Origin of the sequence: Actinomyces urogenitalis DSM 15434, assembly GCF_000159035.1 — a bacterium.
In the GTDB taxonomy this organism is placed as follows: Bacteria; Actinomycetota; Actinomycetes; order Actinomycetales; family Actinomycetaceae; genus Actinomyces; species Actinomyces urogenitalis.
Map to the genome: position 1 here is coordinate 317891 of NZ_DS999575.1, position 5528 is coordinate 323418.

Annotated in this window: 6 protein-coding genes; 3 read left to right on the forward strand and 3 right to left on the reverse strand. The window is 70.3% G+C overall.

Going from position 1 to position 5528, the window contains the following annotated elements; genetic code table 11:
• The 3 genes from HMPREF0058_RS07330 to HMPREF0058_RS07340 form a co-directional block, all read right to left on the reverse strand.
• Positions 1-328, reverse strand: a 328-nt coding sequence (locus HMPREF0058_RS07330) for a carboxyvinyltransferase (RefSeq protein WP_500861372.1), incomplete at its 3' end; no start/stop codon positions are given.
• A gap of 478 nt (positions 329-806) precedes the next feature.
• Entirely contained in the window at positions 807-3038 is a 2232-nt protein-coding gene (locus tag HMPREF0058_RS07335) for an NADP-dependent isocitrate dehydrogenase (RefSeq protein WP_006549121.1), read from the reverse strand.
• A 173-nt stretch (positions 3039-3211) separates the two neighbouring features.
• On the reverse strand, positions 3212-3856 hold the full coding sequence (locus HMPREF0058_RS07340) for a DoxX family membrane protein (RefSeq protein ID WP_006549122.1): 645 nt from the start codon (positions 3854-3856) through the stop codon (positions 3212-3214).
• A 31-nt stretch (positions 3857-3887) separates the two neighbouring features.
• Here HMPREF0058_RS07340 and HMPREF0058_RS07345 point away from each other — a divergent pair, with 31 nt between their 5' ends.
• The 3 genes from HMPREF0058_RS07345 to HMPREF0058_RS13495 all read left to right on the forward strand — a co-directional run bounded on the left by HMPREF0058_RS07345 (position 3888) and on the right by HMPREF0058_RS13495 (position 5212).
• A complete protein-coding gene (locus tag HMPREF0058_RS07345; protein ID WP_006549123.1) occupies positions 3888-4613 on the forward strand; it encodes a sigma-70 family RNA polymerase sigma factor in 726 nt (241 codons plus the stop codon).
• Positions 4613-4966 (forward strand): mycothiol system anti-sigma-R factor, encoded by a 354-nt coding sequence (gene rsrA, locus HMPREF0058_RS07350; protein ID WP_006549124.1) that lies wholly within the window; start codon positions 4613-4615, stop codon positions 4964-4966. The genes HMPREF0058_RS07345 and rsrA overlap by 1 nt, the downstream gene beginning before the upstream one ends.
• A 171-nt stretch (positions 4967-5137) precedes the next feature.
• Positions 5138-5212, forward strand: a complete 75-nt coding sequence (locus HMPREF0058_RS13495) for a 50S ribosomal protein bL37 (RefSeq protein WP_374044920.1) — start codon at positions 5138-5140, stop codon at positions 5210-5212.
• Positions 5213-5528 lie beyond the last annotated feature (316 nt).

Below are 5528 nucleotides of genomic sequence, written 5' to 3' on the forward strand. Positions count from 1 at the left end.
TGCGCACGCGCAGGGGCGCGGGTGCGGGGATGACGTGCAGGGTCGTGGCGTCGGCGTCCACGGGATCGAAGCGGGCGCCGAAAGCTTCCAGGGCGGTGCGCATGAGGTCGGTGTCCCGTGAACGCAGGACACCGGTCAGGATGGTCGGCTCGCTGGCCAGGGCGGCGAGCAGGAGGGCGCGGACCGTGAGCGACTTGGAACCGGGCAGGGGCACGACGGCGTCCAGCGGCCCTGGGGCGCCTGGCGCGGGCCAGGGGGCGCCTGGCGCGCTGGCGGTCCTGGGTGGAGCGTCGACGGAGGTGCGGGCAGGGTCGTTCACAAGGGGCATTGTCGCAGGCGATGGACGGCAGGCTTGCGGATCGCGGTTCCTCAAACACTGAGGCACAAGAAAAGGGTATCAACGACATGCTTTGACCCCCGTGGATCATCGCCGACGTGATGTAAGGACAAAGGTCCTGATTTGCGGGAGCTGCTGCGGGGCGGACCAGGCTGTGGCCGGTGAGGTGGCGAGGCAGGACGCGGGAGGGGAGGGCTGTTAGTGGGCCGTGTGGGATCTGTGGGCAGCGAAATGGGGGCGTTCTTGTGGTTCTTCAGTGCTGGTTGAGCTGATGTGGTGTTGTTTGTCGTGATGAGGTGTGTCATCGGAGGTGTGCTCGCCACCCTTGCCACGCCCTGGCTGCCCCTGACGCAGATCCGCTACCCCTCCGGCTCGCCCGCACCCGGTAGCGCGTGCTGACGGGGTAGCGGTCAGCATGGAAGGGTAGCGGCAGAGGAGGAGGGGTAGCGGGCGGATGCCCTTGCGCCGCCTAGATCGCGTCGATGATGGCGTTGAGCGTGGCACTCGGGCGCATGGCGGCGTCTGTGAGGGCCTGGTCCGGTCGGTAGTAGCCGCCGATCTCCACCGGCCGCCCCTGCACCGTCACCAGCTCGGCCTGAACCGCCTCGTTGGCGGCCGCCAGGCGCTCGGACACCGGGGCCCATCGCTCAGCCAAGCCTGCGTCCGCGGTCTGGGCGGCCAGCTCGGCAGCCCAGTACAGCGCCAGCCAGGCGTGCGAGCCGCGGTTGTCCACGCTGCCCAGGCGGCGGGCCGGCGAGCGGTCCTCCTCCAGCAGCCGCGTCGTCGCAGCGTCCAGGGCGTCAGCAAGCACCGTGGCCCGCGCGTTGCCGCGCACCTCGGCCACGTGCCGCAGCGCCTCGGCCAGCGCCAGGAACTCCCCCAGGGAGTCCCACCGCAGGTAGTCCTCCTCCAGCAGCTGACGCACGTGCTTGGGGGCTGAGCCGCCCGCGCCCGTCTCATACAGGCCACCGCCGTTCATCAGCGGCACCACAGAGAGCATCTTGGCGCTCGTACCCACCTCCAGGATCGGAAAGAGATCGGTGTTGTAGTCACGTAGCACGTTTCCCGTCACCGAGATCGTGTCCAGACCGCGGCGGGCCCGCTCCAAGGACAGCCTCGTGGCCGCCACCGGATCCATGATCCGGATGTCCAGGCCCTCGGTGTTCTCCTTCGCCAGGTAGCGCTCCACGAGCTCCTGGATCACGCGGTCGTGACCGCGCTGCGGATCCAGCCAGAACACGGCTGGGGCGCCTGTGGCCCGTGCCCGGCGCACCGCCAGGGAGACCCAGTCGCGCACCGGCGCGTCCTGCGTCTGGCACGCCCGCCAGATGTCTCCGGCCTCGACGTCGTGGGACAGCAGCACGGTGCCAGCCGGTGCGCCGGCGCCGTCGGTGACCACGACCTCGACCCGGCCCGCAGCCGGAATGAGGAAGGTCTTGTCATGCGAGCCGTACTCCTCGGCCTTGCGCGCCATGAGCCCGACGTTGGGCACCGAGCCCATGGTCGTGGGGTCCAGCGCCCCGTTGGCCTTGCAGTCCTCGATGACGGCCTGGTAGACGCCGGCGTAGGAGGAGTCGGGGATGACGGCCAGGGTGTCCTGCGTGCGGCCCTGGGCGTTCCACATCTTGCCGCCGGCCCGGATCATCGCCGGCATCGAGGCGTCAATGATGACGTCGCTGGGCACGTGCAGGTTCGTCACCCCGCGGTCTGAGTCCACCATCGCCAGCGCCGGGCCGGATGCGAGCTCGTCCTGGATGGCCGCGCGAATCTGCTCGCCCTGGGGCAGGTTCTCCAGTCCTGCCAGGATCGAGGCGAGCCCGTCCTCCGCCCGAAGCCCTGCCTCGGCCAGGACCTCGCCGTAGGTTGCGAAGACCCCGGGCAGGCAGGCGCGCACCGCATGAGCGAAGATGAGCGGGTCGGAGACCTTCATCATCGTGGCCTTGAGGTGCACCGAGAGCAGCACGTCCTCGGACTTGGCCTGCTGGACCTGCTCGGCCAGGAAGGTGTCCAGGGCCCGGGCGGACATCGAGGTGGCGTCCACAACCTCCCCGGCCGTGACCGGAAGTGACTCGCGCAGCGTGAGGGGGGCTGCGCCGTCGGCAGGCACCAGCCGGATCTGGAGGGTCCCGGCCTCAGGAATGACCACGGAGCGCTCGTTGTGCCGGAAGTCGCCCGAGCTCATGGTGGCCACGCGGGTGCGCGAGCCGGGGTTCCACTCGCCCATCGAGTGCGGGTGGGAACGGGCGTAGGCCTTGACCGCGGCCGGAGCCCGACGGTCGGAGTTGCCCTCGCGCAGCACCGGGTTGACGGCGGACCCCTTGACCGCGTCGTAGCGCCCGCGGGCCTCGTGCTCGGCGGGTGTCGAGGGGGAGTCCGGGTAGTCGGGCAGGTCAACGCCCTGAGCCTGGAGCTCGGCGATGGCGGCCTTGAGCTGGGGCAGGGAGGCCGAGATGTTGGGCAGCTTGACGATCGTGGCTGACGGGGAGGCGGTCAGCGCTCCGAGGGTGGCCAGGTCGTCGTCGGCCAGGTTGAAGGCGGCCAGGATCCGGCCGGCCAGGGAGATATCGGCGGTGGCCACGCTGACGCCAGCCGAGCCCGCGAAGGCCCGCACGATGGGAAGGAAGGAGTGGGTCGCCAGCATCGGCGCCTCGTCGGTCCAGGTGTAGATGACGTCGGCCTCGGTGCCGGACAGCTCACTCATGGCATCTCCTGACGGCTGGTTGTCGTGTCGCTCGCCGTCAGCCTAGCGTGTGACCTGGGTCCTAGTTGTTCATCTGCTTGTGACACGGCCCAGACACGGCGAGGGCTGCCGGTTGCCTCAACCGGCAGCCCTCGCCGTCAGGTGCTGGGGACCGGGCGGGTGGCCCGGGGCGCTCAGGCTTGGGCGGCGGAGAGGTAGGCGGCCTCCATGGCCTCGCGCTGGGCGCGGGCGTTGGCTCGGCGCCAGGCCAGGGAGGGCTTGCCCTCACGGTCGACGGCGGCCAGCAGCAGTCCGGCCCCCACCGCGCCGCCGCGCATGAGCCCGGACAGGGTCTCCTTGCGCTGGGCCTTGTTCCGCACGGTCCACACCGGGTTGTTGACCAGGGTGAGGGGAAGGTTCAAGGCGGCGAGCACCGCGGCGCAGGAGCGTGGCGCGGTGCCGGTGGCCAGGCCGAGGCCGGCGACGACGCTGACGGCGCCGCTCACGCGCGTGAGCATGGTGGCGTCCGAGGTCAGCAACGGCGGCAGGCCGGCCTTCTCGAAGGTTGGCATGACCTTCTCCAGCTTCTCGACGTGACGCTGCGGGCGCGCGATGGCGTCGACGCCGTCGATGACGAAGGAGGCGGCGAGCATGGGGCGGGCGAAGGCACGCAGAAGATCCATGTGCTCATCCTCGCGCACCTGGCCGGCCTGTGCCAGCCTTCGCAGGCTCGTGCCGACCCAGGAGGGGATGGGAACAAGGTGGGCCCCGCCGTCGTTATGAGCAGCGATGAGCAGTACCACCGCGATCGCACCCGCCGGGCAGCCGCGTGCCAGCATCCTGGCAGGCGGCGGGCTAGGCTCGTGGGCGATGAGGGAGATCGAGACGACCCAGGCCGCCGGCGCGGATGACGTGCCCGCGTCCCTGGACAAGCGCGACCTGGACGAGCTGATTGATCCCGACGGCGAGCCGGGTGAGCAGATCGACCGTGCCCCGAGCACGGAGACCGAGGCCGAGCGCGCCGCCCGCTTTGAGGCGGATGCGCTGCCCTATCTGGACCAGCTCTACGGCGCGGCCCTGCGGATGACCCGCAACGGCGCCGATGCTGAGGATCTGGTCCAGGACGTCTACGCCAAGGCCTTCGCGGCCTTCCACCAGTACCGCCCGGGCACCAACCTCAAGGCCTGGCTCTACCGAATCCTGACCAACACCTTCATCAACTCCTACCGCAAGAAGCAGCGTGAGCCGCTGCAGTCGGACGCCGACGCCGTGGAGGACTGGCAGCTGCACCGCGCCGCCTCCCACGACTCAGTCGGTCTGCCCAGCGCCGAGAACCTCGCGCTGGACGACCTGCCTGACGACGACATCAAGGCCGCGCTCCAGGAGCTGAGCGAGGACCGGCGCCTGGCCGTCTACCTCGCGGACGTGGAGGGCTTCTCGTACAAGGAGATCGCCGAGATCATGGACACCCCAATCGGAACCGTCATGTCCCGCCTGCACCGCGGGCGCCGGCAGCTGCGTGACCTGCTGGCGGACCACGCCCGCGAGCTGGGGTACCTGCGGGATGAGGCTGCGGACGCGGAGGGGGCGCGCTGATGTCGAACGCGATGAAGCCGGGGACGCCTGAGGGAACGGGGGAGCCAGGGTGCTCCTGCTCCGAGGCTCGTGCCCACCTGGAGGCCTTCCTTGACCACGAGTGCGACGGGGACCTGAGCAGCCGGCTGGCTGAGCACGTGGCGACCTGCGAGCACTGCTCGCGGGTGGCTGACGCCGAGGTCCACCTGCGTGAGATTCTGCGGTCGCGCTGCGCCGAGCAGGCGCCTGCTGAGCTGCGGGCCCGGGTGCTGGGACGCCTGTCCGTCATGCGGGCGACGAGCTACGAGCAGGTCACGCACGAGGGGCGGACGGTGACGACCTATCGGAGCACGGTGCGCTACAGCCAGGACTGAGGCGGCTGCGGCGGGCCTGGCTCCCTCCGGTGGCCGGCGCGCGCGGCGCCGCCCGGTGGGCGTGGGCGTGACCGGGCTCATGAGGTCTGCGGTGGTGGCGGTATCGCGCTGTGTGCGAGGATGGTCCGTGGTTAGTGCCCGGTTGGGCAGTCCAGACTTGAGGAGGCCACTATGAGCAAGCGCGGTCGTAAGCGTCGTTCCCGTGCGAAGTCCAGCGCGAACCACGGCAAGCGTCCCAACGCCTGAGCCGGGTAGCTGCGGCACCCAGAACAACGATGGCGGCCGGTCACCGAGAAGGTGACCGGCCGCCATCGTTGTGCCGGGCGCGCCCCCAGCAGGGCAAGGGTGACTGGGCGGGGGCTGGTGGGTTTCCTGGCAGTGTCGCTTGAGGCCTTGGACCGGTGGGCCGGGGCCGGTGAGACGCCTAGAGATGTCGGTTTAGGCGCTGGACAGTCGGTTCGGGTGTGGCGGGGATGGGGACCGACTGTTCCGGGCCTGAAGCGATGGAAATGCGGTGGGGGGGTGCCCCTATGTGGTGTGTCAAGCGGCGGCGGGGAGTTAG

Bases quoted from the DNA above. Each gene is read 5' to 3' on its own strand.
- HMPREF0058_RS07345 (WP_006549123.1), top strand. From the start codon at position 3,888: ATGAGGGAGATCGAGACGACCCAGGCCGCCGGCGCGGATGACGTGCCC.
- rsrA (WP_006549124.1), top strand. From the start codon at position 4,613: ATGTCGAACGCGATGAAGCCGGGGACGCCTGAGGGAACGGGGGAGCCA.
- HMPREF0058_RS07335 (WP_006549121.1), bottom strand. From the start codon at position 3,038: ATGAGTGAGCTGTCCGGCACCGAGGCCGACGTCATCTACACCTGGACC.
- HMPREF0058_RS07340 (WP_006549122.1), bottom strand. From the start codon at position 3,856: ATGCTGGCACGCGGCTGCCCGGCGGGTGCGATCGCGGTGGTACTGCTC.